Source organism: Streptomyces sp. AA4 (assembly GCF_000158875.1).
In the GTDB taxonomy this organism is placed as follows: domain Bacteria; phylum Actinomycetota; class Actinomycetes; order Mycobacteriales; family Pseudonocardiaceae; genus Amycolatopsis.
Genome location: NZ_GG657746.1, coordinates 7,012,099 through 7,034,401, shown reverse-complemented (window position 1 = coordinate 7,034,401; position 22,303 = coordinate 7,012,099). Strand labels below are relative to the sequence as shown.

The following is a 22,303-nucleotide window of genomic DNA, read 5'->3' as shown; positions in this document are numbered from 1 at the left end:
AGGAATCGGTCTCTCACCTGCGTTGTCGCCGGGCGGCCACGGGGCCGCGTCCTTGCGGTCCGGCGCGCGGGCCACTGGCGGGGTGACTCCGCGAGGTTGTTTCTGTGACGCCGTCCGGCGGGAAAAGGTTCCCTCCGCCGGAGAGTTATCTTCCGGTTTATCCGCCCAGGTCGTCGACTTTATCCGCAGCCGGTGCCGCGACCTCGACCGGCGTGCCCCAGCGGCGGTACTGGACGGTCAGCACGGAGCCGGTCTCGCCGGGGTCGAACCGGGCCATCGGCCGTTCGTCGAGGACGACCTTGACCGGCCGCTGGTAGTCGTCGAGCCACAGGTCCAGCGGGATCCGGACCCCCTTCCCTGCCAATCGCGTCCGGATCCGGTCCTGCGATTCGTCCGCGACGAAGCCGATCAGATGGTCCGCGACGCGCTCGAAATCGAGCTGCACGCGGTAGTGCGTGAGCTTGCGGCCGTCGAGTTCGACCTGCTCGGACCCGGTCAGTTCGCCGGCTTGGACGAGCTGGTCGACGGTGCGCAGCGGGTCGGTCTGCTCGGCGGTTTGCTTCGCGAGCTTCCAGAACGCTTTGGAGTACACGTCGGAAGCGAGCGGGAAGACGTGGATCCACCGTCCCTCGCTGCCGAAGCGCTTGGCTTGTGCGTCGGGCGGTTTGACGAACAGCAGCTCGCCGGCCATGCGCAGTTCGGCCCCGCCGTCCATGCGCAGGTCGACGGCGGTGCGCGGGTCGTTGTAGAGAAGGCCGACCTCGACGTCGACCGAACCCTTGCCGCTCTCTTCGGACATCGTCAGCCGCACCGTGCCGGTCTTCCCGAGGCTTTGGCGGACGGCCGCGGCGAGCGACCCGAGATCGGTGAACGGGCCGGTCGGCGAGGCCGCGGGCGCGCCGCACCCAGCCAGCACGAGCGCGGCGCAAACGGCCACGGCGCCAACGCGGAGCCGCATGAAAATCCCCCTGGACTCGGAAGCTGTCGCACTCCGTATCGGCAGCGGCGGCCGTGGGTTACGCCGTTCAGGTCACGATTCGGTGCGCGCGTCGCCGCCGCCCGCGCGCGACACCAGGAGCCGGCGCAGCGACGCCAGCCGTTCCGCTCCGGCGTTGCCGTCGGCGACCACGTCGTCCAGCGCGCAGTCCGGGTCCTCGGGCGGGCCGAGGTGGCCGCAGTTCGGCGGGCATTCCTCGGCGGCCTCGGCGAATTCCTCGAAGGCGTTCACGATGTCGTCCGCGGTCACGTGCGCGAGCCCGAACGACCGGACGCCGGGGGTGTCGACCACCCAGCCGCCGCCCGCCAGCGGCAACGCCACCGCGGCGACCGAGGTGTGCCGTCCCTTGCCGACCGAGCTGACGTCGCCGGTCGCGAGTTCGGCGGCGGGCACCAGGCGGTTGACCAATGTCGACTTGCCGACTCCGGAGTGTCCGACGAGGGCGGTGATCCGGCCGGCGAGGCGTTCGCGCAGGCCCTCGGGTTCCTCGTCGTGCCGGGAGACGATGGCCGGAACGTCCAGGCCCGCGTAGCCGGATAACAGCGAATCCGGGCTGGCGAGGTCGGCTTTCGTCAGGCACAGCACGGGTTCCAAGCCGCCCGCGTAGCACGCGACGAGGCAGCGGTCGATGAATCCGGGCCGGGGCGGGGGATCGGCCAGCGAGGTGACGATCAGCAGCTGCGCGGCGTTGGCGACGACCACGCGTTCGTACGGGTCGGTGTCGTCGGCGGTGCGGCGCAGCACGCTGGTGCGCTCGTCGACGCGGACGATCCGGGCGAGCGTGTCCGGCCGCCCGGACACGTCGCCGACCAGCGCGACCAGGTCCCCGACGACCACCGAGACGCGGCCCATTTCGCGGGCCCGCATGGCCATCACGACGCGGTCCGGGTCGGCGTCGATCGCACACGTCCAGCGGCCGCGGTCCTTGCCGATCACCATCGCGGTGACCGCGTCGGCGTGCTCGGGCCTGCGCTTGCTGCGTGGCCTGGTGCCCTTGCCGGGACGCACCCGCACGTCGGATTCGTCCAGCCGCCTCCAGTCGCCTCGCCCCAAAGCCGCCCACGTCCTCCCGGTCGCCCTTTGCCTGGTCGAATGATCCCATGCCGGTCGCGCCGGGCCCGGTTTGCGTGCGACGATGGCGCCTGAGGCACCCCGAGGAGGTTGGCATGTGCGGCCGTTACGCCGCGACGAAAGACCCGGCGAAGCTGGTCGAGGAGTTCGCCGCGGTCGACCTGACCGAGGGCCGGGCGCGGGCGGACCACAACGTCGCGCCGACCAAGAACGTCGTGACCGTGGTGCAGCGGCATCCCCGCGACGCGGACGGGCTCGTTCTCGAGGACGAACCCGCGGAGCGCTCGCTGCGGATCATGCGGTGGGGCCTGGTTCCGTTCTGGGCCAAGGATCCTTCGGCCGGGTCGCGGATGATCAACACCCGCGCGGAAACCGCGAAGGAGAAGCCCGCGTTCAAGCGCGCGCTGGCGTCGCGGCGCTGCCTCGTTCCCGCCGACGGCTGGTTCGAATGGCGGCGCACCGGCAAGGAGAAGGAGCCGTTCTACATGACGGATCCCTCCGGGAAATCGCTCGCGTTCGGCGGAATCTGGGAAAGCTGGCGGCCGAAGGACGACGCCGACGCCGAGCCGCTGATCACCTTCTCGATCCTGACGACGGACGCCGCGGGCCAGCTCACCGACGTCCACCACCGGATGCCGCTGATCGTGCCGCGCGACCACTGGGCGGGCTGGCTCGACCCGGACCGGTCCGAAGTGGACGAACTGATGACGCCGACTCCGCCCGCGATCGTCGAATCGCTCGAGCTGCGGCCGGTGTCGAGCCTGGTGAACAACGTCCGCAACAACGGCCCCGAGCTCTTGCGGCGGGTCGAAACCGAGCAGTCCGTCGACTCGCTGTTCGACCTGTCATGACCACGCTCGAGATCGACACCGAACACGGGCCCGCGCGGGTCGAGCTGCATTGCGCGCCGGACGGCGACGCGGTGCTGCTGCTCGGCCACGGCGCGGGCGGCGGCATCGGGGCGAAGGATCTCGTGGCGGTAGCCCAGGCGGCGAAGGCGGCCGGGATGCATGTGGCGCTGGTGGAGCAGCCGTACCGGGTGGCGGGTCGGCGGGCGCCGGCTCCGGCGAAACAGCTGGACACGGCTTGGCTGACGGTGGCGGACGAGATTTCCGCCCGGTTCGACGATTTGCCGCTGGTGTTCGGCGGTCGGTCTTCGGGGGCGCGGGTGGCCTGCCGGACGGCGTCGGCCGGGCAGGCGGTCGCGGTGCTGTGCTTGGCTTTTCCGGAACATCCGCCGGGGAAGCCGGAGAAGTCGCGGCAGGCGGAACTGGACGCGGTCGAGGTGCCCGCGCTGGTGATCCAGGGGGAGCGGGATCCGTTCGGCCGGCCGTCGGCTGCGCCGCACCACGAGGTCGTCGTGGTGGCGGGGGACCATACGTTGTCGGCGGATTTGGACGCGGTGGCGCGGGCCGCTGCGGAGTGGTTGAGGCGGGTCGTCCGGCCGCATCTGTGACGGTGCTCGGCTGTGGATAGTTTTGCTTGTAGTTTTCCCTGGTCAGGGCTCTTTCGGCGGAGTTGTCCACAACTTGGTTTGCCTGTGGGCAACTGGCGCGAAGCCCGGTCTCGGGCCGCTCGTTCCGGGTAGGCTGGGCAGCGGAATCAGGATTTGAGGTACCACTTTTCGGCGATGTGCATGATCGCGGGCGCCTCGGGGCGGTAGGCGGGCCAGCCCGGGTCGCCGTTCGTGACGAAGGAGACCCAGGCCGCGTGAGTGCGGGCGGCCAGCGCGGGGTCCGGTCGTCCCGTGCCGAGCAGGCCCGGCTGGCCGTAGAGGTCCGGCAGCTCGGCGTGGTCGAACACGAACGGCAGCTCGACGCAGTGGCACGCCCCCAGCGGGTGGTCCGGGCCGGGTGCGGGCCAGGCGAACTCGTAGACGTGGGTGGGGTTTCCGGCCCGGCTGTGTGCGTCCGCGAGGAGCCGGTTGCTCGCTTCGTAGGCCTCGGTCATCAAGCGCGCGGCCAGCTCGGCGGGGGACGCGCCGGGGTGCCGCTCGCGGGTGCGGGCGATGGCCGCGGCGGGGTCCGGGAACCGGCGGGCTGCAGCGGCGTGCAGACCGGTGTCGTCCAGGTTCGCGGTGTAGAGGTTCGCCTCGTCGGCGTTCGTGCCGATCAGGAGGCTGACCGGGGCCGTGTTCCCGGACGCGGGCTGGGCAGGCAGGGTCGCCTCGTCCAGGACGGGTTTGTACGCGCTGTTGCCCAGCGACGTATCGCGGAATCCGGCGATCGCCGCTGACGGCATCGCGGCCGGTGCGGCCACCAGCCGCTCGTCGGGCAGCTCGCTCAGCGCGGCCGCGGTCGGTGCTACCCCGAGCGCTTCGACGGTCGCGCGCGTGATCAGGTCTGCCTTCTCGGCGGGGAACGCGCATTCGCCGCTGCCGCTCTGGCTGATCGCCCGGCGGAACAAGCCCTTGGCACCCGGGGTGACGAGCAGAGCGGCGACCAGCATGGCCCCGGCGGACTGTCCGGCGACCGTGACGTTGCCGGGGTCGCCGCCGAACGCCGCGATGTTCCCGGCGACCCAGCGCAGAGCCGCGAGCGCGTCGAGCAGCCCGCGGTTGGCCGGGGCGTCCGGAAGCCGCAACCACCCGGCGACCCCGAGGCGGTACTGCACCGTCACCAGGACGACGCCGTCTCGGGCGAAACTGTCGCCGTCGTACAGCTCGGTCTGGCCGGTGCCCGCGGTGAAGCCGCCGCCGTGGAAGAAGACCAGCACGGGCAGGCCGCTGGTCCCCGGGTCGGGCGTGCTGACCGTGACCGACAGGTAGTCCGCGCCGGGAACCCAGCCGGACCCGAGCACCGGCCGAAGGTCGACCCCGCCGAACTCCCGCCGCGCGGCCGGAGCGGTCGGACCTGGTCGAGTAGCGTCGCGCACACCGTCCCAGCGCGCTGCTGGTGCGGGCGCCTGAAACCGCGCGGGGCCGGACATCGGTGCGGCGTAAGGAATCGCGCGAAAGGTGTGCACCCCGTTCGCCGCGATGCCCCGGACTCGTCCGGCGGCGGTGGAAACGACAGTCATGCTTCGGTCCCCCATCGGGTCACAGTGAATTCCAATCCGCCGGGGATGTGTTCGGCGGTTTGGCTGAGCGGCTTGGGCGGGGTAGCGGCGGCGCGCGGTGGGTCTTCGCTGGAGCGGCTGGGTTTGACGAAGGGAAGCGGGTTGTCGAGGGGCAGGATCAGGGCGGTGCGGGAAGTGGCGGTCATGCGTCGGTTCCCCATGGGGTCACGGTGAATTTCGTTCGCGGAAGCAGCTGCGGGAGGCTTGGTTCGGGGAGCGGCAGGGTCGGGGCGGTGCGGGAGGTGGCGGTCATGTGTCGGTTCCCCGTCGGATCGCGGTGGATTTCGCTCCGTCCACGACGATCTCGGTGGTTTGGCGGGGCAACTCGGGCCGGGTCGTGGCGGCGCGGAATCGGCTGTGAAGGCTGGGTTCGGCGAGGGGCGGTGCTGGAAACGGCGGTCATCCGTCGATCCCCCACCGGGTCACGGTGAACTTCGCTCCATCCCGCACGATCTCGACCGCCGGTGCGGAGCCGATATGCGCCGGGAAGACGAGCGCGCGCTCATCGGCGGCCTGGCCGAGCAGCTTGTGCCGGGTGGCGGCGGCCAGCGTCGGGTCCTCGCAGAAGCAGCTGTTCAGGTCAGGTTCGGCGAATTGCAGCGGGTGGTGCAGCAGGTCGCCGACGAATAGCGCTCGGTCCGTGCCCGAGCGGACGGTCAGCACGCTCGACCCTGGGGTGTGGCCGGGGGCCGGTTCGAGGCGGAGGGCCTCGTCGATGTCGTAGTGGTCCTCCCAGAGCCGCGCCTGTCCACTGTGGACTACCGGGGCGATGCTGTCGGCGAACACATTTTCGTTCGCCCGCGCGTGTTTCGGCCGGTGTGGGCCTGCCGGGTTCCAGAAGTCGTGGTCGGCGCGCGGCAGGAGGTAGGTCGCGTTCGGGAACGTCGGGCGCCATTCGCCGTTGTCGAGGCGGGTGTTCCAGCCGACGTGGTCGGAGTGCAGGTGTGTGTTCACCACGAAATCGACGTCTTCGGGGGCGACGCCCGCCGCGGCCAGCCGGTCTAGGAAGCCGGTGCGGAGCTGGTGGAACGCGGGGGTTCCGGGGCGGTCCTTGCCGTCGCCGGCTCCGGTGTCGACCAGGATCGTGGCGCCCCCGCTGCGCAGCACCCACGTCTGCACGCAGGTGCGCAGCAGCCCGGACTCGCGGTCCCAGGAATCCGCGGGCAGCCGGGATTCGTGCTCCTGCCACGTTCCTTCGGCGAGGCCGGGAAACATGGCTTCGGGCGGGCGGGTGGTTCCTTCGTACTCCAGGACGCGGGTCGCGGTCACTGAGCCCAAGGTGATCGTGGCGGTCAAGCGGGTTCTCCCTCGGCTGACTGGTTCATGCGAAAGAATTGCACAAGGTGCCGTATTCATTCAATCAGGAGCATAATACGCCTGATTCAGTCACGATAGAGCTTGGGTAGGCTGCGCCTGCGAACCTGAAGGGAGGCGCCAGTGGCCGACGACGGCGTGCTGGACGACATCGACCTCGACCTGGTCGCCGCGCTGCAGCACGCGCCCCGCGCGCCCTTCGACGTGCTGGCTCGCGTCCTGGACAGCTCGGCGCGCACGGTCGGGCGGCGCTACAGCCGGATGCTCGACGAGGGGCTGCTCCGGGTCATCTGCGAGGTCGACTGGTCATTGCTCGCCGAGGGGCCGCCCGCGCACGTGTGGCTCGGCACCGAACCCGGCCGGGCTCGTGAGGTGGCCGAGGCGCTGGTCCGGCGCGACGACACCACGCACGTCGCGCTCGCCTCGGGGCGCGGCGAGGTTTACGCCGTGGTCCACGGGATGACCCGCGCTGCCACGGCCCGCGCGCTGGTCGACGAGATTCCCGCCGTGCCCGGAATCCGCTCGGTGCGTACGGAGTCGGCGTTGCGGCGGCTCACCAGTTCCTCGGCGTGGCGGTTGCGCAGGCTGACCCGTGAGCAAGAGGAGGCGCTGGCCTCGCACTCCGGAGCCGGGGCGGAGGAATCCGGCACCGAACTGGGTCCGCTGGAGCGCGAAGTCGCGGCGGTGCTGCGCGACGACGCGCGGACGCCGTACTCGGACCTCGCCCGCGTGCTCGACCTCTCCGAGTCCCGCGCTCGCCGGGTCGCGACGGCGATGTTCGGTTCCGGCCTGTTGCGGCCTCGCGTCGAGATCGAGCCGGGCAAGCTCGGCTACCGGGTCGAAGCCGTCATCGGCATTTCCTGTCCGCCGTCCGCGACGGCCCGCCTCGGCGCCGCCATCGCCGCGCATCCGACCACTCGGTACCTGGCCCTCGCCGCCGCGTCGTCCACCTTCGTCTGCGACGGCGTCTTCCGCGGTGAAGAGGACCTGGCCGATTTCGTCAGCGGCGGTTTCCCCGGCAGCGAAGACGTCACCGCCATCGAGTGCACCCTCCAATTGGAGGTCCGGAAACGCTATTGGCGCGCGGCGGCCGCCTGACCGCAGGTCGTGCCAGGGTGGATTCCATGACTGCCAACGACTACGACACGTTCGGCGAGGCCTACGCGATCGAAACCGAGCACAGTCTCATCAACGCCTACTACACCCGCCCGGCGATTCTCGACCTCGCCGGAGACGTAGCGGGCAGACGGATTCTCGACGCGGGCTGCGGTTCCGGGCCGTTGTCCGAATCGCTGCGGGACCGCGGCGCGCAGGTGAGCGGGTTCGATTTCAGCACCACCATGGTCGAGCTGGCCCGGAAAAGACTCGGCGAGGACGCGGACCTCCGAGTCGCCGACCTCAGCCGGCCCCTGCCCTACGCCGACCAGGAATTCGACGACGTCATCGTGGCGCTGGTGCTGCACTACCTGGAGGACTGGACCTCCCCGCTCGCCGAACTGCGGCGGATCATCCGGCCCGGCGGACGGCTGATCCTGGCCGTCAACCACCCGATCCTCTACAAATTCGTCCACCCCGAGGGCAACTACTTCGCCGTCGAACAATGGTCCGAGGAATACACCTTCAACGGCCAGAAGGGCGTGCTCGCGTACTGGCACCGCCCGCTGCACGCGATGACCGACGAGTTCACCAAGGCCGGGTTCCGGATCTCGGTGGTCAGCGAGCCCTGTCCGGCCGAAGGGGCGAAGGAGAAGTTCCCCGACGAAATGCAGGGCAAGGACGCCTTCCTCTGCTTCCTGTTCTTCGTGCTCGAAGCAGCCGAGACCGCTTAGCCCGCCGCGATCCCGGCCACGACCGCGCCGGTCAGCCGGACCAGTTCGGCCGGGTCCAGTTCCACCTCGAGCCCGCGCCGGCCGCCGGAGCAGAACATCGTCGGGTAGTCCAGCGCCGAACCGTCCAGCACGACCGGCAGGCGGCTCCGGTGGCCGAGCGGCGAGATCCCGCCGAGCACGTATCCGGTCGCCCGCTGGGCCGCGGCCGGATCGGCCATTTTCGCCTTCTTGCCCCCGGCCGCCGCGGCGAGCGCCTTCAGGTCGAGCTGGCCGGTGACCGGCACCACGCCGACGACCAGTTTCCCGTCCACGTCCGCGACCAGCGTTTTGAACACCCGGCCGGGCTCCAGGCCCAGCGCTTCCACCGCCTCCAGGCCGAACGACTCCGCCCGGGGGTCGTGGTCGTAGGTGTGCACGGTGTGCGCCACTTTCTGCTTCTGCAGCAGCGCCGTAGCCGGTGTGCCCTTGCCCGCCATGGGGGCGAGTCTACGAATCGGCCGGGAATGCCCGGTCGGCACGCTCTGTTGTAGACAGCGTGACCACGACGCTCGCCCTTCCCCGCCCCGGCAGGAGCCGTCCCGGGACCGGCTTCCCGAACCCCCGCGTAAACTCGGTGCTGCCGTATGCGCAGACGCGCATCGACGCCGAACGGGAAGGGAACGGTTTGCCGAGCACCCCCAACTCCGCGCCGGAGACGGCGGCCGACGAACTGGAGCTCGCGGAGCGCTTCGAGCGCGACGCGATGCCCCTGCTCGACCAGCTATACGCGGCCGCGATGCGGATGACCCGCAACCCGTCCGACGCCGAGGACCTGGTCCAGGAAACCTACCTGAAGGCGTACGCGGCGTTCGCGTCCTTCAAGGCGGGCACGAACCTCAAGGCGTGGATGTACCGCATCCTCACCAACACCTACATCAACGGCTACCGCAAGCGTCAGCGGCAGCCGGTGCAGCAGCCCACGGACGAGATCAGCGACTGGCAGATCGCCCGGGCGGAAAGCCACACCTCGAGCGGCCTTCGCTCGGCCGAGGTCGAGGCGATGGACAATCTCCCGGACACCGACGTCAAGGCCGCTCTGCAGAAGCTGCCCGAGGAGTTCCGGCTCGCGGTCTACCTCGCCGACGTCGAGGGCTTCGCCTACAAGGAGATCGCCGAGATCATGGACACTCCGATCGGCACCGTGATGTCCAGGCTCCACCGCGGCCGCGCCCAGCTGCGCGACCTGCTGGCCGACGTCGCGCGCGAGCGCGGCTTCATCCGGGGGAACCGCGAGGAGGTGGCGAAACGATGAGCTCGGAAGACGTGCCCGCGGAGAAGATGCCCTGCGAGGACGCGCTCGCGGAGATCTACCTGCTGCTGGACCGCGAATGCAGTCCGGAGCGGGACGCGGAACTGCGCAGGCACATCGAGGACTGCCCGCCGTGCCTCGAGGAATACGGCATCGACGAGCAGATCAAGCACCTGCTGGCCCGCAAGTGCGGCGGCGACCTCGCCCCGGCGGAGCTGAAGAGCAGGCTGCGCGCCTCCATCCGGCAGACCGTCGCCACCCAGGGCGGCGTCACCGTGGAGCGCACCGAGATCACCGTGGAACAGCGCACCACCCGCGACTGACCACCGCGCGACGACAACGGCCCCCGTACCGATCCGGTGCGGGGGCCGCGTCAGGTCCGGGCGCGGACTCAGGCGTTGGGCTTCTTGCCGTGGTTGGCGCCGTTCTTCTTGCGGTCGCGACGCTTGCGGGCGCGCTTCGACATGTTCTCTCCTCGGGTGTCCGCTGAATGTCCCGGGGCGGGGTTCGACACACCGACCGGGAACGGGTCAACCGTTCCAGTGTGTCATGCGGCCCCCGCGCTCCTCGGCGGCACCCGCGCCTACGCTCTGGTTGGATGGACCCAGGAGGTGCGCAGGCATGAACGAACCCACCGCATTCGAGGGCGGCCGGTAGCCGTGTCGACCCTTTCCGACCTGCTCGCCGAGAACACCGGCCTCCCCGGCGAAGCGGCCGACCACCTGCAGACCGTCGTCGCGGAGTGGCAGCTGCTGGCCGACCTGTCGTTCGCCGACTTCCTGCTCTGGGTCCCGGTTTCCGCCGAGCACCAGCCCGACGGCGGCGATTTCGTGTGCGTCGCGCACGCCCGGCCGACCACCGCGCCCACCGCGCATCCCGAGGACGTGGTCGGCACCCGGTTCACCGTGGACGAGCACCCGCAGCTGGCCAAGGCCATGCGCGAGGTCAAGATCTGCCGCGAGGAAGACCCGCACTGGTACCGCGACCTGCCGATGCGCCGCGAAGCGGTGCCGGTGAGCTTCGGCGGCGAGGTGATCGCCGTGCTGAGCCGCGAGACCAACCTCGCCGCGCCGCGCGTGCCGAGCCCGCTGGAGATCGCGTACCTCGGCAGCGCGGGCGACCTGTGCCAGATGATCGTGGACGGCACCTTCCCGCCCGCCGGCGGCAACCAGACCGACACGCACACTAGCCCGCGCGTCGGCGACGGTCTCGTCCGGCTCGACCAGGCCGGCACCGTCGTGTTCGCCAGCCCCAACGGCCTGTCCGCCTACCACCGGATGGGGCACGAATCCGACCTCGTCGGACAGCGGCTGGCCCCGCTCACCCGGTCGCTGATCCGCGACCCGTTCGACGCCACCGAGGTGTCGCACCGGATCATCGAGGCCCTCGACGGCAAACCGTCCACGCGTACCGAGGCCGACTCGAAGCGCGGCGCGGTCGTGCTCTTCCGTGCGCTGCCGCTGCGTCCGGCCGGACAGCCCGCGGGCGCGCTGGTGCTGGTCCGCGACGTCACCGAGGTCAAGCGCCGCGACCGCGCGCTGATGTCGAAGGACGCCACGATCCGCGAGATCCACCACCGCGTGAAGAACAACCTGCAGACCGTCGCCGCGCTGCTGCGGCTGCAATCGCGGCGCACGACGAGCGAAGAGGCCCGGCTGGCGCTGGGCGAATCGGTGCGGCGGGTGTCATCGATCGCGATGGTGCACGAGGCGCTGTCGATCTCCGTCGACGAGCGCGTGGACCTCGACAAACTGCTCGACAACGTGCTCCCGATGGTCGGCGAGGTCGCCACCGCGGAATCGAAGGTCGGGATGACCCGCAAGGGCTCGTTCGGCGTGGTCGTGGCCGAGATCGCGACGCCGCTGGTGATGGTGCTCGCCGAACTGGTGCAGAACGCGATCGAGCACGCGTTCCCGCAGGGACGGCCGGGCAAGGTCGAGCTGATCGTGGAACGGTCGGCGCGCTGGCTGGACATCCTGATCCGCGACAACGGCCGGGGCCTGCCGTCCGGGTTCTCACTGGAGCGCAGCGACGGGCTGGGGCTGCAGATCGTGCGGACGCTGGTGGAATCGGAGCTGCGCGGGTCGCTTTCGCTGCGCCAGGTCCGGACCGACGAGGCGGGCAATCGCGTGCCGGGCACCGAGGCGGCGCTGCGGATTCCGTTGTCGCGGCGGCTCTAGAAAATTCGGCGACAGGCTGTTCGCGCCGGATTACCGTCCGGCGCATGCCATCGCCGGGACGAAAGAACTCTTTGCCGCGCAAGGATTTTCGCCCGCCCGTTGCTTCCGGCGCATGGAGTATCCGCTCGGGACGTTCGGCGAAGCGTCCATCTCGGACGGATTTGAGCCGGAACAGCGGAGCTGGCTAGGAGTTCCGGCTCGTCCGCAGCGAGTCCTTTCCGGACCGCTGGGCCGCGCCGCCGGTGGTCCTGACCGCGTGACAGAACAAGTTCACCGACCGCGATGTTCAGCCCGAGATCAGTTTTCTGCTGTGGGACAAGGCAACCGGTATTCCCGTGCGGCTCGTGTTGACGGAACCGCGGACTCGCCAGCGCAGCAATCGCACCCGAGCGCGTCCGGGGCTCCCGGAATTTTCGCGCGCGCCGGATTCACGGCGAAGATGCGATACGTGCGCTGGGCATTGGAGGCCTGAGGAGTCCACATCGGACCCCAGACGCGTTGAAGGGCCGGTACCAGTGAAGCTGGCGGTACCGGCCCGTTCAACGTTCCGCGGGAGGACTTGGATAGTCCTGGGCGAGGCGGCACCCGGATGCGGGGTGGCCGACCTCGGTTGTTACGCTCGAACCGGGTATGTGTCGCCATGTGCGGCACGGGCACGCGAATGCCCGCCGGGCGAAAGTCCGGTCCGAGGTGGTGCGGGTGGTTCTGGGTGCTGCAGCTGAGTCGGAAAAGACTCAGGCGGTGGTACGCGTGCCGATGTGCGTACGGCGGCGCTTGAGCGCGCGTCGCTCGTCTTCGCTCATTCCGCCCCAGACGCCGGCGTCCTGGCCGCTGGCCAGAGCCCAGGCCAGGCAGTCGGAAGCCGCGGGGCAGCGGTGGCACACGGCCTTCGCCTCGGAGACCTGCAGCAGAGCGGGACCGCTGGTTCCCACCGGGAAGAACAGCTCGGGGTCCTCGTCTCGGCAGGCCGCGTCGTGGCGCCAGTCCATGTTCGTGAGCTCCTTCACAGTGACGCGGGAGGGCCGCGCCACAGTAGTGGCGGTCGTGTTTTTGGGTGCTTGTGAATGCTTTCACGAAGCACCGCGTTCGACAAGGGTTTCGACAAGATCGGTGAGTCAGCTCACCCGGCCGAGCTATGCCTCTGACCTGCGGTTTCGTTCTGAAAAGCTCCGCTCGCCGGAAGGGGCGTGCGGTGAACGGAGGGTTTGCGTCGCCGAGCGGCAGAACGCACTTTGCCGCGGGCGATCAGCGGCCGCCGGGCTATCCGACTACGGTGAGTGCATCCGGAACGCTCTGGAACTCGACCCGGGTGCGTTGTCCGACGAGGTCCCCGTCGACCTGGAAGTTGACCGGTTCAGCTGCGTCGATGCGGATCAGAGGCACATCGTCGCGGCGGAGCAGACGGCGGCCGTGCTGATCGCTCTCCGTGAGCAGAGCTTGCCGTACATGCGTGAACACGGTGGGCAATCGCAGACCGCTCAACGCGAACAGGCCCAATCCGGCCTCGAACGAGCAGCCGGGGTTGAGGTGGACCGGACGTTCCCCGAGGTAAGTCCACGGATCGGTGTTCGACACGAACGCCGTCACCGCCTCGGCCGGTTCCTCGCCGGGGATCCGGACGGTCAGCGTCGGGCGACCGAGCGGCGGGCGGAAGTAGGAGCGCACCGCGGCCCTCAGGTAGAGGCTCGCGCTGGTTTGCTTGCCGCGCCGTTTCGCGACGCGGCCGACGACGTCGGCGTCCCACCCGAGTCCCGCGTTGAACGTGAACCAGTGCCCGTCGGCCAGCCCGAGGCCGATCCGCCGGGTCCGCTCGGTTTCCAGCGCGGTGAGCAGTTGGTGGGTCGCCTCGACCGGATCGGCGGGGAGGCCGACCGCGCGGGCGAACACGTTGGCCGAGCCGCCCGGCACGACGCCGAGCATCGGTACGGACCCGGAGCGGCCGGGAGCGCCCGCGGAATCGGCGAGGAGACCGTTGACGACCTCGTTGACCGTGCCGTCGCCGCCGTGCGCCACCACCAGGTCGTAGCCGTCGCGAGCCGCCGAACGGGCCACCGCGAGCGCGTGCCCGCGGTAGTCGGTCTCGACGACGTCGAGCTTGACCTGGCTGGCCAGCGCGTGCGCCAGCACGTCCCGGCCACCCGCGGTGGTCGAGGTGGCCTGGGGGTTCACGACGAGGATGGCGCGCACTACCGCAGGGTAAGTGCTTTTCGCCCGGCGGACGTACCTTCAGCGCCACATGGTGACGCGAAGCTCAGCCGCTCGCGCGCGCCGTCCCGGCTCGGTGACCTGTGGCAACCCTGTGGCGGGCGGTCCTCCTTCGCAGACGGCGAAAACTCCGCGCGTCGTGACAAGTGCACCCGGGCCGACCGCCCGCTCATCGACGACTGTCCCGATTTTCCCGTCGGCCGCCGCCGCGGGAAAACGGCCGACCGGGTGGCATACGATCAGTAGTGCTCACGCACGGTGACTCGCGCTGGTCGGGTGGCTGTGCCCGGGCATTTTCCCGCCCCGCAGCTAGCTGAAAGGGCCGCGCCCGTGTCGCATCCCGAGAACCCGCCGCCCACCCCGCTCGAGGTCCGCCTCGCCGGCGTCCTGACCGGACTGCCCGGGCTGGGCCTGCTGGTCCTCGGCGTGGTGCTGCTGGTGCACGGGCTGACGACCCCGCCGATCCCGGGCAACAACGTGTGGGCCGAGTTCGGCACCTACGCGGTGCTGGCGCTGATCTTCCTGGCCGCCTCGGTCGGGCTGCTGCTCGGCCAGACGTGGGCGCGCTCGCCCGGCGTCGTCGTGGCGCTGATGCTGATCGGCGTCGGCTGGTACCTGCTCGGGCCGTCCGGACAGCCGCTGTGGGGAGTGCCGGTCGGGCTGTGCGGGCTGGCGGCCCTGGTGCTGCTGTTCCGCCGTCCGTCGCGGGCGTGGGCGCTCGGAATGCACGACGACGAGACCGAGGAAGAAGCCGCCGAGCGCGGCGGCCTCGCGGGACGGCGTGCCGAGCGGGAGCGTCGCGAGCAAGACTGAACGACAGTGACGTCACGTCATCGCGGACAGTGACGCGGCGGCACTGGTAGCGAAACCCCTCGGCCGATGGAATCGGGACTGCGCAACCGAATTCATCCGAATTCCGAAGAGGGGAACCCATGAGGAGACTGCGTCTCGTCGTGACCACTGCCGCGGTGGTGTGCGGCCTGCTCGCCGGAGCATTACCCGCCGCGGCGGACACCGCCCGAATCCCGGCCCGCTACTCCGGCCAGACGCTGGACTGGCACGTCTGCGCGCCGAACGAGCTGGCCGAACTGCCACCGGGCACCGACATCACGGGGCTCGAATGCGCCGCCTATCGCACGCCCCGGGACTGGGACCGGCCCGGCGACGGGCAGGACCTGACCATCGCGATCAGCCGGCTCAAGTCCACCGGCGCGACGACCGCGTCGGTGCTCACCAACCCCGGCGGGCCCGGCGCCGCGGGCCGCTGGTTCCCGGTCGAGCTGCGCGGTCAGCGCAAACTGCGCGAGCACCAGGAGATCATCGGCATCGACACCCGCGGCGCCGGCCGCAGCACCAACGTCACTTGCGGCGGCGCGGCCAGCACCGGAGCCGACCTCGACCCGCGCGACCGCGATCCGCGCAATCTGAACCAGATCGTCGACGCGACCCGGTACGTCGCCACCGCCTGCCACCGGGCGTCCGGCGAACTGGGGTCGCTGATCAGCACCTTCCAGAACGTCCGGGACCTGGACCTGCTGCGCACCCTGCTGGGCCGCGACCGGATCAACTGGATCGGGTACTCGGCGGGCACCTGGCTCGGCGCGCATTACGCCCAGCAGTTCCCGCAGCACACCGGCCGGTTCGTGCTCGATTCTTCGACTCAGTTCACCGGCAGCTGGCAGCAGTCGTTCGACTACCAGCTGCTGGGCTACGAACGCCGCTGGCGGCAGGACTTCCTGCCGTGGCTGGCCCGCTACGACGCCAAGTACCACTTCGGCACTCGCGGCGAGGCGGCCCGGCAGACCTACGAGAGCGTCCGGTACGCGCTGACCCGCGAGCCGGTCGAGGTGAACGGCACGAAGATCGGCGCGGTCAAGCTGGACTCCTTCCTCGTCGGCGCGCTCAAGGCCAAGAGCCAGTTCCCGGCGATCGCCGCCGTGCTGGTCCAGGTCAAAACGCTGACCGACGCGCGGGCTTCGGCCGAGGCCAAGCAGGACGCCCGGGCGACGCTCGGCATGACGTTGTCGGAGGCGAAGAAATCCGGTCCGATGGACGTGGCGGTGCAGTCCGGTGCGGACGACGCGATGGTGTCGACGTTGATCACCACCCTGTGCAACGACGGGCCGTGGAAAGGCGATCGGCAATCGCTGATCCGCCGGTCGCAGGAGTATCTCGACCGGGGCGTGACCCTGCACAGCTCGGTGTGGATGTCGACGCAGGTTTGCGCGTTCTGGCCGGGTCAGCCGCGGCCGATGCCGGTGCTGAACGGCAAGGGGGTGCCGCCAGTGGTGCTCGTCCAGTCCGAGCACGACCCGGCCACGCCGATCGAGGGCGCGCGGAAGGCGCATGCGGCGTTCGAGAATTCGCGGATGCTGACCGTCACCGGGGAAGGCGACCACGGGCTCTACGGGATTGGCGGGAACACGGCGGTGGACCAGGTGGTCGACAGCTATCTGGTCGACGGGGTCGTGCCGGAGGATCAGAGCTTGCCGGGATTGCCGTTGCCGTAAAGGCTGGGGAGTGCCTAGGCCGGTTCCGGCCTAGGCACTCCCGATCACGCCTCTTTGGCCAGCACCTTCAACGGCTCGTCGGTCAGCCGGTACACCGACCATTCGTCCTGCGGCAGCGCGCCCAGCGCCCGGTAGAAGCCGACCGCCGGGTTCCAGTTCAGCACCGACCACTCCAGCCGGTGGTAGCCCTTGTCGACGCATTCCGCGGCCAGCGTCGCCAGCAGCACCTTGCCGAGGCCCGAACCGCGCTGTTCCTCGCGGACGTACAGGTCTTCCAGGTAGATCCCGTGCGTGCCGCGCCAGGTGGAGAAGTTCAAGAACCACAAGGTGAATCCGGCGATCTCGCCGTCCACTTCGGCCACGTGGCCGAACAGCGCCGGGGCCTCGCCGAACAGCGCGCCGTGCAGCTGTTCGGAGGTCAGATGGCATTCCTGCGGGGCGCGTTCGTACTCGGCCAGCGCGTAGACGAGCTCCACGACGGCGTCGACGTCTTCCGGCCGGATCCGCCGTACGCGGGGGTCGGTCACTTCATCCCTCCAAGGCGGGCAGCAGGTTCAGGTGTTCGATCTGCGGTTCGCCGCGCTCGTCGCCGAGCACCGCGAGACCGGCCGGGTCCAGTCCGAAGTGGACACCCGAGGTGCCGGGAAGGCCGAGCCAGCGCGCGACGAGCACGCGGCTGAAATGCCCGTGCCCGACCAGGACGACGTCGCCGTTCTCGATCTCGCGACGGGCCCGGTCGAGCACCTTGTCCGCGCGGGCCTGCACGTCTTCGGCGCTTTCGCCGCCGGGGACCGGGTGCGTCCACACCGTCCAGTCCGGAACGGTCTCGCGGATTTCCGGCGTGGTGACGCCTTCGTAGTCGCCGTAGTCCCATTCGGCCAGATCCTCGGTGACCTCGTCCACGCGCAGGCCGGCGAGTTCCGCCGTGCGCAGCGCGCGGCCGCGCGGGCTGGACAGCACCAGCCCGGGTCCGCCGAGCAGGGTCCGCAGGGTGCCGCCCGCCGCGCGCGCCTGTTCCTCGCCCGCGGGGGTCAGCGGGATGTCGGTGCGCCCGGTGTGCTTGCCGTTCGACGACCATTCGGTCTGGCCGTGCCGGAGAAGAAAGAGCCGATGTGCCACGCGGCCGAATATAGCCGGGGCGGGTTTGCCCGGCAGGCTCGTCGTGTGCTTCGCTACTGGAGAGTAACTTCACTTGGGAGGTGCCGATGGGTACGCCGTCGACGTACGGGCTGTGGCGCAAGCTGGCCGCCAAACCGGGCGGCAAGCAGCTGTTTTCCGCCGCGATGTGCCTGCGCGTGCCCTACTTCGGCACCGTGCTGCCCAGCATCCGGGAGATCCGTCCCGGCCACTGCTCGGTGACCGCGCCGAAGTGGTGGGGTGTGCACAACCACATCCGCACGTTCCACGCGATCGCCGCCTGCAACCTCGCCGAGATCGCGATGGGCATGCTGGCCGAGGCCACTGTCCCGGCGACCCACCGGTGGCTGCCCAAGGGCATGGAAGTGAGTTACGTCGCGAAGGCCGAAACGGGCCTGCGGGCGATCGCCGAATTGCCGGAGCTCCCCGAGTTCGGCGACCAGGGATTCGATCTTCCGGTCCCGGTGCGGATCGTGGACAAGCGCGGGACCGAGGTGGTCACCGCGACGATCACGGTGTGGGTCACTCCCCGGAAAGCCGCCTGACCGGCGAAACCTGGCCGTCCCGTTACCCCGGCCGAGTGAAACTTAACACCGTTTACTGGGCAAATGCGAATAGCGTTCGTTTTAGCCTTGCCAGGGTGCTCCGCGCCACGTCAGCATGCCGGGCATGGCCTCCCTCAACCGTCGCCGATTTCTCGGCCTCGCCGCGCTGAACTCCGCCGCGGCCCTCGGACTGACCAGCATTTCGGCGACGACCGCGCGTGCCGCGACCGTTGCGCCGCTGCCGGACTATTCGCCCGCGGTGGTGATCGGCACCGGGTACGGCGCGGCGGTCACCGCGCTGCGGCTCGGCGAGGCGGGTGTGCCCACGGTGATGCTCGAAATGGGCCAGCTGTGGAACGAAGCGGGCCCGGACGGCAAGGTCTTCTGCGACATGCTGAAGCCGGACCGGCGGTCGATGTGGTTCAAGAAGCGCACTGAGGCTCCGCTCGCGTCGTTCCTGTGGCTGGACGTCGCGAACCACGACATCGATCCGTACGCCGGGGTCCTGGACCGGGTGAACTACGGCGGGATGTCGGTGTACGTCGGGCGCGGCGTCGGCGGCGGATCGCTGGTGAACGGCGCGATGGCGGTGCAGCCGAAGCGTTCGTACTTCGAGGAAATCCTGCCGAGGGTGGACGCCGACGAGATGTACGGCAAATACTACCCGCGCGCGAACGCGGGACTCGGCGTGAACCACATCGACCCGGACTGGTTCGAGACCTGCAAGTCGTATCAGTTCGCGCGCGTTTCCCGGAAAGCCGCGCAGAAAACCGGGCTGAAGACGACGTTCGTGCCGAGCGTCTACGACTTCGAGTACATGAAGAAGGAGGAGGCCGGTACAGTCGAACGCTCGGCGCTCGCGTCCGAGGTCATCTACGGCAACAACCACGGCAAACGCTCGCTGGACAAGACCTATCTCGCCGCCGCGCTCGGCACCGGGCACGTGACGATCCAGACGCTGCACGAGGTCCGCGAGATCATCCAGCAGCAGGACGGCACGTACACGCTCGTCGTGCGCGAATCCGACGCGCTCGGGAATGTGCTCGCCACCAAGCACCTGTCGACGAAGTACCTGTTCCTCGGCGCGGGCAGCCTCGGCTCGACCGAACTGCTGGTCCGCGCCCGCGACACCGGACGGCTGCCGCGGCTGTCCGAGGCCGTCGGCCAGGGCTGGGGGACCAACGGCAACGTGATGCTCGGCCGCGCCAACCACGTGTGGGACACGACCGGCAGCCTCGAATCGGGCATGCCCGCGCTCGGCATCGACGACTGGGACAACCCGGCGCATCCGGTGTTCGCCGAGATCGCGCCGGTGCCCGCCGGGCTCGAAACGTGGGCGAGCCTGTACCTGGCGATCACCAAGAACCCCGAACGCGGCCACTTCACCTACGACGCCGCGAGCGATTCGGCGAAACTGCAGTGGTCGCCGGATCAGGGGCAGCCGTCGATCGACGCGGCGAAATCGCTGTTCGACCGGATCAACAAGGCGAACTCCACGATCTACCGCTACGACCTTTTCGGCGACACGCGGGCGTTCGAAAACCGGTTCACCTACCACCCGCTCGGCGGATTGGTGCTCGGCGAGGCGACCGACGACTACGGGCGCGTGAAGGGGTACCGGAACCTGTACGTGACGGACGGGTCGCTGATTCCGGGCAGCACCGGCGTGAACCCGTTCGTGACGATCACCGCGCTGGCCGAGCGCAATATCGAACGGGTCCTCGCCGAGGACGGCGTGCGCGCCTAGCGGTTCGCCGACCGCAGCTTTTCGTAATACGCCGCGCAATCGGCGTAGGAGGGCAGCAGGCCCTGGTCGAGCGCTTCGGCCAGGGTCGGCGCCGCTTTGTCCTTTTCGGACACAATGGGGGCCAGATCGGCGGGCCACGGCAGGTCCAGTGCCGGGTCGAGCGGGTTGATGCCGTGCTCGCCCGCCGGGTTGTACGGCTCCGAGCAGAGATACGCCATCACGGTGTCGTCTTCCAGCGCGACGAAGGCGTGCCCGAGGCCTTCGGCCACGTAGACCGCGCGGAACTCGGCCGAGTCGAGCCGTACCGCGTCCCATTCGCCGAACGTCGGCGACCCGGCCCGCAGGTCCACCACGACGTCCAGCAGCGCCCCGCTCGGGCAGTACACGTACTTCGCCTGGCCCGGCGGGGTGTCGGCGAAATGCACGCCGCGGATCGTGCCCGCGCGGGAAACGCTGTGGTTCGTCTGCGCGACGCGCAGCGGATGCCCGGCCGCGCGGACGATCGCCTCCTCCTGGAACGGAGCCACGAAAAGCCCGCGTGCGTCGGGGAAGACGCGCGGGACGAACTCGAATGCGCCGGAGACCTTGAGCGGGCGGAAGTCCATGGCGGCCACCCTATCGAGTGCGTTCTCCGGTCCCGGAACGGAACTGCTTCCGAAACCGGACGGACGTCTTGGGAATCGCGAATCTGTGACATGAGCCGCACCGAGGGGTCGGGGCCGGCCGGGGGCCTGTCATGATTGACGGACCGCAGCGTCGGCGGCCATCGCCACACCCCACGGATCGGATGGCCGCGCAGACGCCTCGCCGACAGGCCGGCGCTACCGCGCTGGGCTGCCGTCCGGAGGACGAGTTCCCACACGCGACGGGCGTGTTCGCCCGTCGACCAGGTGGTCCCCCGCTCGCAGTCCCAGGAGTACGTTCGATGACCCAGACCCATCCGCCCGCTACCGTCATTCCTACGACAGGAACCCCGATGACCGACCAGGCCAGCACCGTCGCGGCCGTGACCGACGCCGAGATCTTCACCGGGCACGAGGGCGGCAAGCTCTCCGTGGCGGCGACCCGGCCGATCTCCGACCCGCGCGACCTCTCGATCGCCTACACGCCCGGCGTGGCGAAGGTGAGCCGCGCGATCGCCGAGGACGCGGCCAAGGCGAAGCGGTACACCTGGGCGGACCGGCTCGTGGCGGTGGTCAGCGACGGCACCGCGGTGCTCGGCCTCGGGGACATCGGCGCGAGCGCGTCGCTGCCGGTCATGGAGGGCAAGTCGGTCCTCTTCAAGACCTTCGGCGGACTGGACTCGATCCCGCTGGTGCTCGACACCACCGACGTCGACGAGATCGTCGAGACCCTGGTGCGGCTGCGCCCGTCGTTCGGCGCGGTCAACCTCGAGGACATCTCCGCGCCGCGCTGCTTCGAGCTGGAGGACAAGCTCAAGGAAGCGCTGGACTGCCCGGTCATGCACGACGACCAGCACGGCACCGCGATCGTCACCCTCGCCGCCCTGCGCGGCGCGAACCTGGTCCTCGACCGCGACATCGCCGGCGAGCGGGTCGTGGTCTCCGGGGCCGGTGCGGCCGGGGTGGCCTGCGCGAAGATCCTGCTCGCGGCCGGCGTCGCGGACGTGACGGTGCTCGACTCGCGCGGCATCGTCCACGCTGGCCGGGAGGATTTGAACCCGATCAAGCGGCAGCTGGTGGAGACGACGAACAAGGCTGGGCTGACCGGTGGGTTGGCCGAGGCGTTGCGTGGGGCTGATGTGTTCCTCGGGCTGTCCGGGGCCACCATCGATCCTTCGCTGTTGTCGACGATGGCGGATGATTCGATCGTGTTCGCGTTGTCCAATCCGGATCCTGAGGTGCATCCGGCGGTTGCTGCTCAGCACGCGGCGATTGTGGCTACTGGGCGTAGTGATTTTCCGAACCAGATTAATAATGTGCTGGCGTTTCCCGGGGTGTTCCGGGGGGCGTTGGATGCCGGGGCTCGGGCTATTACGGAGAATATGAAGCTGGCTGCCGCGGAGGCGATTGTGGCGGTGGCTTCGGATGACCTCGGGCCGGATCGGATTGTGCCCAGTCCGTTGGATCCTCGGGTCGCGCCTGAGGTGGCGGCTGCGGTGGCCAAGGCGGCGCAGTTGGATGGGGTTGTTGGCTGAGGGTGGTTTTTTAGGAGGGCTCCCTGGGGTTGTGCTGGGGAGCTTTTCTTTTTTGGCGGCTCGTCGCCCTGGCGGGCGACATTGCTGCGCCTTGGTTGCGTGGGGCACCCCGATTTTTGATTGTGCTGACGGTTCGGGGGTGCTTGTCAAGGCGGGAAAGATGCCTTGACAAGCACCCCCGAACCGCAGGGCGGCTTTGTATCGGGGTTGGGGGAGGGGTGGGTGCCCCCGGTGTTTGGGTGCAGCGGCGGCGGTTTTTTCGCGG

At 69.7% G+C, this 22,303-nt stretch carries 23 protein-coding genes; 12 read left to right on the top strand and 11 right to left on the bottom strand.

The window, feature by feature from the left end:
- Nucleotides 1-157: 157 nt before the first annotated feature.
- Nucleotides 158-958, bottom strand: a complete 801-nt coding sequence (locus SSMG_RS32005) for a hypothetical protein (RefSeq protein ID WP_009082976.1) — start codon at nt 956-958, stop codon at nt 158-160.
- 72 nt (nt 959-1,030) lie between these two features.
- On the bottom strand, nt 1,031-2,026 hold the full coding sequence (gene rsgA / locus SSMG_RS32000; protein ID WP_286157085.1) for a ribosome small subunit-dependent GTPase A: 996 nt from the start codon (nt 2,024-2,026) through the stop codon (nt 1,031-1,033).
- 137 nt (nt 2,027-2,163) lie between these two features.
- Here rsgA and SSMG_RS31995 point away from each other — a divergent pair, with 137 nt between their 5' ends.
- Nucleotides 2,164-2,919, top strand: a complete 756-nt coding sequence (locus SSMG_RS31995; RefSeq protein ID WP_009082972.1) for an SOS response-associated peptidase — start codon at nt 2,164-2,166, stop codon at nt 2,917-2,919.
- A complete protein-coding gene (locus SSMG_RS31990) occupies nt 2,916-3,524 on the top strand; it encodes an alpha/beta family hydrolase (RefSeq protein ID WP_009082971.1) in 609 nt (202 codons plus the stop codon). Before SSMG_RS31995 ends, SSMG_RS31990 begins: the two co-directional genes overlap by 4 nt.
- Nucleotides 3,525-3,670: 146 nt before the next feature.
- Here SSMG_RS31990 and SSMG_RS31985 read toward each other — a convergent pair whose 3' ends face one another.
- From SSMG_RS31985 to SSMG_RS31975, 3 genes are all read right to left on the bottom strand, one after another.
- On the bottom strand, nt 3,671-5,086 hold the full coding sequence (locus SSMG_RS31985) for a carboxylesterase/lipase family protein (protein WP_199841103.1): 1,416 nt from the start codon (nt 5,084-5,086) through the stop codon (nt 3,671-3,673).
- Nucleotides 5,083-5,271, bottom strand: coding sequence for a hypothetical protein (locus SSMG_RS31980; protein ID WP_037715530.1), 189 nt, complete (start codon nt 5,269-5,271; stop codon nt 5,083-5,085). The genes SSMG_RS31985 and SSMG_RS31980 overlap by 4 nt, the downstream gene beginning before the upstream one ends.
- Before the next feature lie 253 nt (nt 5,272-5,524).
- The gene (locus SSMG_RS31975) at nt 5,525-6,421 is read right to left on the bottom strand and encodes an MBL fold metallo-hydrolase (RefSeq protein ID WP_009082965.1); all 897 of its coding nucleotides are present in this window, start codon (nt 6,419-6,421) and stop codon (nt 5,525-5,527) included.
- A 141-nt stretch (nt 6,422-6,562) separates the two neighbouring features.
- On the opposite strand from SSMG_RS31975, the gene SSMG_RS31970 reads away from it, so the two are divergent.
- Complete coding sequence (locus SSMG_RS31970; RefSeq protein ID WP_009082963.1) at nt 6,563-7,537, top strand: Lrp/AsnC family transcriptional regulator; 975 nt, start codon at nt 6,563-6,565, stop codon at nt 7,535-7,537.
- Nucleotides 7,538-7,563: 26 nt separating this feature from the next.
- Nucleotides 7,564-8,268 (top strand): class I SAM-dependent methyltransferase, encoded by a 705-nt coding sequence (locus tag SSMG_RS31965; RefSeq protein ID WP_037718317.1) that lies wholly within the window; start codon nt 7,564-7,566, stop codon nt 8,266-8,268.
- Here SSMG_RS31965 and ybaK read toward each other — a convergent pair.
- Nucleotides 8,265-8,744, bottom strand: a complete 480-nt coding sequence (ybaK, locus tag SSMG_RS31960) for a Cys-tRNA(Pro) deacylase (protein ID WP_009082959.1) — start codon at nt 8,742-8,744, stop codon at nt 8,265-8,267. The two genes, SSMG_RS31965 and ybaK, sit on opposite strands and share 4 nt — an antisense overlap.
- 188 nt (nt 8,745-8,932) lie before the next feature.
- On the opposite strand from ybaK, the gene SSMG_RS31955 reads away from it, so the two are divergent.
- From SSMG_RS31955 to SSMG_RS31945, 3 genes are all read left to right on the top strand, one after another.
- A complete protein-coding gene (locus SSMG_RS31955) occupies nt 8,933-9,559 on the top strand; it encodes a sigma-70 family RNA polymerase sigma factor (RefSeq protein ID WP_037355674.1) in 627 nt (208 codons plus the stop codon).
- A complete protein-coding gene (gene rsrA, locus SSMG_RS31950) occupies nt 9,556-9,879 on the top strand; it encodes a mycothiol system anti-sigma-R factor (RefSeq protein WP_009082954.1) in 324 nt (107 codons plus the stop codon). The genes SSMG_RS31955 and rsrA overlap by 4 nt, the downstream gene beginning before the upstream one ends.
- Nucleotides 9,880-10,215: 336 nt before the next feature.
- A complete protein-coding gene (locus tag SSMG_RS31945) occupies nt 10,216-11,736 on the top strand; it encodes a sensor histidine kinase (RefSeq protein ID WP_009082952.1) in 1,521 nt (506 codons plus the stop codon).
- Between the two features lie 734 nt (nt 11,737-12,470).
- Here SSMG_RS31945 and SSMG_RS31940 read toward each other — a convergent pair.
- Together SSMG_RS31940 and SSMG_RS31935 are read right to left on the bottom strand one after the other, a co-directional pair.
- Complete coding sequence (locus tag SSMG_RS31940) at nt 12,471-12,725, bottom strand: WhiB family transcriptional regulator (protein ID WP_009082948.1); 255 nt, start codon at nt 12,723-12,725, stop codon at nt 12,471-12,473.
- 271 nt (nt 12,726-12,996) lie between these two features.
- Nucleotides 12,997-13,923: a diacylglycerol kinase family protein gene (locus SSMG_RS31935; protein WP_009082945.1), complete on the bottom strand. Its 927-nt coding sequence runs from the start codon at nt 13,921-13,923 to the stop codon at nt 12,997-12,999.
- Nucleotides 13,924-14,271: 348 nt separating this feature from the next.
- Between SSMG_RS31935 and SSMG_RS31930 the strand changes: the two genes are divergently transcribed.
- Both SSMG_RS31930 and SSMG_RS31925 read left to right on the top strand, forming a co-directional pair.
- Complete coding sequence (locus SSMG_RS31930) at nt 14,272-14,754, top strand: hypothetical protein (RefSeq protein ID WP_037715528.1); 483 nt, start codon at nt 14,272-14,274, stop codon at nt 14,752-14,754.
- A 119-nt stretch (nt 14,755-14,873) separates the two neighbouring features.
- On the top strand, nt 14,874-16,451 hold the full coding sequence (locus SSMG_RS31925; RefSeq protein WP_009082940.1) for an alpha/beta hydrolase: 1,578 nt from the start codon (nt 14,874-14,876) through the stop codon (nt 16,449-16,451).
- A 44-nt stretch (nt 16,452-16,495) separates the two neighbouring features.
- Here SSMG_RS31925 and SSMG_RS31920 read toward each other — a convergent pair whose 3' ends face one another.
- Nucleotides 16,496-16,978, bottom strand: a complete 483-nt coding sequence (locus SSMG_RS31920) for a GNAT family N-acetyltransferase (protein WP_009082938.1) — start codon at nt 16,976-16,978, stop codon at nt 16,496-16,498.
- 1 nt (nt 16,979) lies between these two features.
- Nucleotides 16,980-17,570, bottom strand: a complete 591-nt coding sequence (locus tag SSMG_RS31915) for an acid phosphatase (protein ID WP_009082936.1) — start codon at nt 17,568-17,570, stop codon at nt 16,980-16,982.
- 86 nt (nt 17,571-17,656) lie between these two features.
- On the opposite strand from SSMG_RS31915, the gene SSMG_RS31910 reads away from it, so the two are divergent.
- Both SSMG_RS31910 and SSMG_RS31905 read left to right on the top strand, forming a co-directional pair.
- On the top strand, nt 17,657-18,133 hold the full coding sequence (locus tag SSMG_RS31910; RefSeq protein WP_009082934.1) for a hotdog fold domain-containing protein: 477 nt from the start codon (nt 17,657-17,659) through the stop codon (nt 18,131-18,133).
- 124 nt (nt 18,134-18,257) lie between these two features.
- Nucleotides 18,258-19,880 (top strand): GMC oxidoreductase, encoded by a 1,623-nt coding sequence (locus SSMG_RS31905; protein ID WP_037715525.1) that lies wholly within the window; start codon nt 18,258-18,260, stop codon nt 19,878-19,880.
- Here SSMG_RS31905 and SSMG_RS31900 read toward each other — a convergent pair.
- The gene (locus tag SSMG_RS31900; RefSeq protein ID WP_037715523.1) at nt 19,877-20,485 is read right to left on the bottom strand and encodes a dTDP-4-dehydrorhamnose 3,5-epimerase family protein; all 609 of its coding nucleotides are present in this window, start codon (nt 20,483-20,485) and stop codon (nt 19,877-19,879) included. The two genes, SSMG_RS31905 and SSMG_RS31900, sit on opposite strands and share 4 nt — an antisense overlap.
- 371 nt (nt 20,486-20,856) lie before the next feature.
- Here SSMG_RS31900 and SSMG_RS31895 point away from each other — a divergent pair, with 371 nt between their 5' ends.
- Nucleotides 20,857-22,038 carry an NADP-dependent malic enzyme gene (locus tag SSMG_RS31895; protein WP_009082928.1) on the top strand — a complete coding sequence of 394 codons (1,182 nt, stop codon included), beginning with the start codon at nt 20,857-20,859 and terminating at the stop codon, nt 22,036-22,038.
- Nucleotides 22,039-22,303: the final 265 nt, after the last annotated feature.